We start from the raw sequence: 3,018 nt of genomic DNA on the forward strand, positions 1-3,018 counted from the left end.
ACCCATAGAATACACTGTCGTTGGGTGGCCGGGTGGGGGAGCGGGCCGGTGCCGCATTAACGACTCGGGCCCCACATGGCCTTGTCGGGGTTTGGGTTCAACCCATTGGCGGCATCGCGCCGAACTCAAGCGGCGCTACGGCGGCTCCGGGAGTCCCCGCGGTCACCCAGGCATAGATCGCATCGCCGATCGGCGAATAGACGATGGCTTCGGTCCCGGCCATGACGGCCAGGGTCGTTCCGATCCCCCACAACCATGCGCGATGCACGCGCCCGGTGCGGAGCAGGTCGCGGACCATTCCGGCGATCGGAAAGGCGAGCCCGCAGACCATCGCGATCTGATAGGACCAGGGGATCATCAGCGGCATCGGCAGCAATCGCCCGAAGCCCGGCCCCAGCAATACGGCCATTGCACACAGATGCAGGCGGCGGTGCCAGTCGGTGCGCTTGCGCATCGCAACCGCGGCGCTGGTGAGGCCGGCGAACAGCAGCACGACGAGCGGGTTGGCGATCAGGAAATGCTGTGGTTGAAAGAAGAAGGGCGCTTGAGCCGCTTGAATCCGCCAGATGATGACGGCGAACCCGGCGACGACCATCGCCGCGACCCAGCCCGCGGCGAGCCAGCCGAGCCGACGGTGGAGCGCCAGCGAACCGCGCGTGGCCAGAAAGGTCTGGGCGACATAGATCACCACCCAGCCGAAGAAGATGACGCCATGGACATGCACGAAGACGGGAGCGCCGAATGACGATCGTCCCATCGCCAGCTGAAGGCTGAAGCCGGCCACCAGAATCAGCGCCATCAACAGCGCGCTGATCTCAAAAAAACGCGCGTCGCGTGCGCGTGCGCCTGTATTCCCCCCGACGATCGTCGCCATCATGTCCCCCGCAGATCGTTGCGGGGGCGAGACGTATCACATCGTCCGGGCAAAGCGAATGTGGGAGTTGCGCTCAGCCGAGAGGCGCGGACGCCGAAGGTTACTTCTTCGTCGCTTCACGCTCCGCCCGCTCGCGCAGCACCTGTTCGATCGACTTGGACACGTCCCAGCGTTCGCGATCGCTGGCGTTGCGTTCGTCGGGGAACAGCGCCTCGACGGTTACGTCCATGCCGGTTGCGCGAAGCGGCATTGAGAAGCTGCGCTCGACCGCGCGGCGGGTGGCGTCGCGGGCAAGGCGCATCGGGGCCGGCTCGCGCGCCTGACGCACCAGCTCCTTTTGACCGGCGGCACGGTTGGCAGCGTCGAGCCGCTCTTCGCTGTCGGTCAGCGTCATCAGCACGCCGCCCTCACCATATTCGCGGATATTGTTGAGATCGACCTCTGGCCCGACGACTTCGAGCGGGGGCAGGGCGATGCTGAGCTTGCGCGTTGCCGGGTCCCAGATCACGTCGCGCTGGTTGAGCTTGCCGAGGTCGACCTCGTAACGGACCGAGCCCGGCATGATCATCGTCTTTTGCGCGGTGAAGCCCATCCGGGTCTGGGTCGTGGTGACCACCGCGACATAGCGCGCGGCAAAGGCGGACAGGCGATTCTGTTCGCGCAGCCCCTGCAGGCTGGCGCTCGCCACGGTCACCGGATCCGGGCCGCCGGTGAGCCGGTCGAAGGCGCTACGCCCCACGAAATAGAGCGTCGCGCCAACCGCGAGCGCCATCGCCAGCACCATGGCGAGCGCGATGACGCAGCCCTGCGCGAACCCGCCGCGCTGCCTTACGCCGCTCTGGTCCATAGCTCTCCTTCCGCGCGGACAATGCCGCGATTGCCAAGGTCGATCAGGTGCGCAAGGACCGATCGGCCCGCCGCCCCGGTCAGCCGCGGATCCAGTCCGACATACATGCGCGCGACCATATCGGGAATGGCGCCGATCTGCTGGTCGATCAGCCGCAAAATCTGGCCCTCGCGTTGCTTGCGATGGCCGATCATCCGGCGCGCCAGCCGCTGGGGCGTGGTCACCGCTGGCCCATGGGCCGGGTAATAGACGCGATCGTCGCGCGCGAGCAGCTTGTCGAGGCTGGCCATATAGGCGCCCATGTCGCCATCGGGCGGTGCGACCACGCTGGTCGACCAGCCCATGATGTGATCGCCGGTGAACAGCGCGCCGCTTTCGACCAGCGCGAAGCAGAGATGGTTGGAGGTGTGGCCGGGGGTGGCGACGACCGAGAGCGTCCAGCCGTCGCCCGATACGCGCTCGCCATCGGCTAGCACGTGGTCCGGAGCATAGTCGCGGTCGAACGCTGCGTCGGAGCGCGGCCCGTCATCGTCGAGCGCGAGCGGGGCACAGCCGATGATCGGCGCGCCGGTCGCGGCGGCAAGCGGGCGGCTGGCCGGGCTGTGGTCCCGATGCGTGTGGGTGCACAGGATCGCGCGCACCGGTCGGTCGGCGATGGCAGCGATCAGTGCGTCGAGATGCTCGGGCAGGTCGGGCCCGGGGTCGATCACCGCCAAGTCGGTGGTTCCGACGAGATAGGTCTGAGTGCCGGTATAGGTGAACGGCGACGGGTTGGCGGCGAGTATACGCGCCACCAGCGGTTCGACCTGTTCCACCACGCCGGTTGTTGCGTCATCCATAGGTCAGAAATGGCGGTTCGCGGCTAGCGGCACAACCCCAAGCACGCGCGCACGCGAACGGGCCGGCCGCGTGAAGGGGACGCGGCCGGCCCTGGTGGATACACCGCGCGGCGATGGGCGTGCCGCGCAATGCTCCGCTTCGCGGTCAGTCCTTGTCGGCGGCCTCGAGCTCGCGCATCGCGTCGTCGATGCTCTTGAGCGCGGCGGCCTTCTGCTCGGCGCTGAGTTCGGTCTGCGCCTCGATCGAGCTGCGCGCCATCTTCAGGCCCATCATGGCGTGACGCTTGCCCATATCGGCGCTGGCGATCGCCATCACCTGAGCGCGGCGGGCGATCGCCTCTGCTCCCTTGGCCTTGGCGGCGGCGGCGTCGGCGCGCATTTCGATGCGATCGGTGCAGATCACGACGAGGCGCTTGTCGCCATCGCGCTTCTCGATCTTGACGTCGTCGTCCTTCGAC

General features: G+C 67.5%; 3 protein-coding genes and 1 pseudogene. All 4 read right to left on the minus strand.

Translation table 11 applies throughout. The features are described 5' to 3' along the window. Window positions 1–97 precede the first annotated feature (97 nt). Complete coding sequence (locus tag AX681_RS02655) at window positions 98–874, minus strand: hypothetical protein (protein ID WP_231733787.1); 777 nt, start codon at window positions 872–874, stop codon at window positions 98–100. Window positions 875–974: 100 nt separating this feature from the next. Further along, window positions 975–1,721, minus strand: a complete 747-nt coding sequence (locus AX681_RS02660; protein ID WP_066662192.1) for a DUF4230 domain-containing protein — start codon at window positions 1,719–1,721, stop codon at window positions 975–977. Then, on the minus strand, window positions 1,703–2,560 hold the full coding sequence (locus AX681_RS02665; RefSeq protein ID WP_066662194.1) for an MBL fold metallo-hydrolase: 858 nt from the start codon (window positions 2,558–2,560) through the stop codon (window positions 1,703–1,705). The genes AX681_RS02660 and AX681_RS02665 overlap by 19 nt, the downstream gene beginning before the upstream one ends. Window positions 2,561–2,705: 145 nt before the next feature. Continuing rightward, window positions 2,706–3,018: pseudogene (locus AX681_RS22260) on the minus strand (hypothetical protein); the annotation flags it as partial.

The organism is Sphingomonas sp. CCH9-E2 (assembly GCF_001557215.1).
GTDB lineage: Bacteria > Pseudomonadota > Alphaproteobacteria > Sphingomonadales > Sphingomonadaceae > Sphingomonas.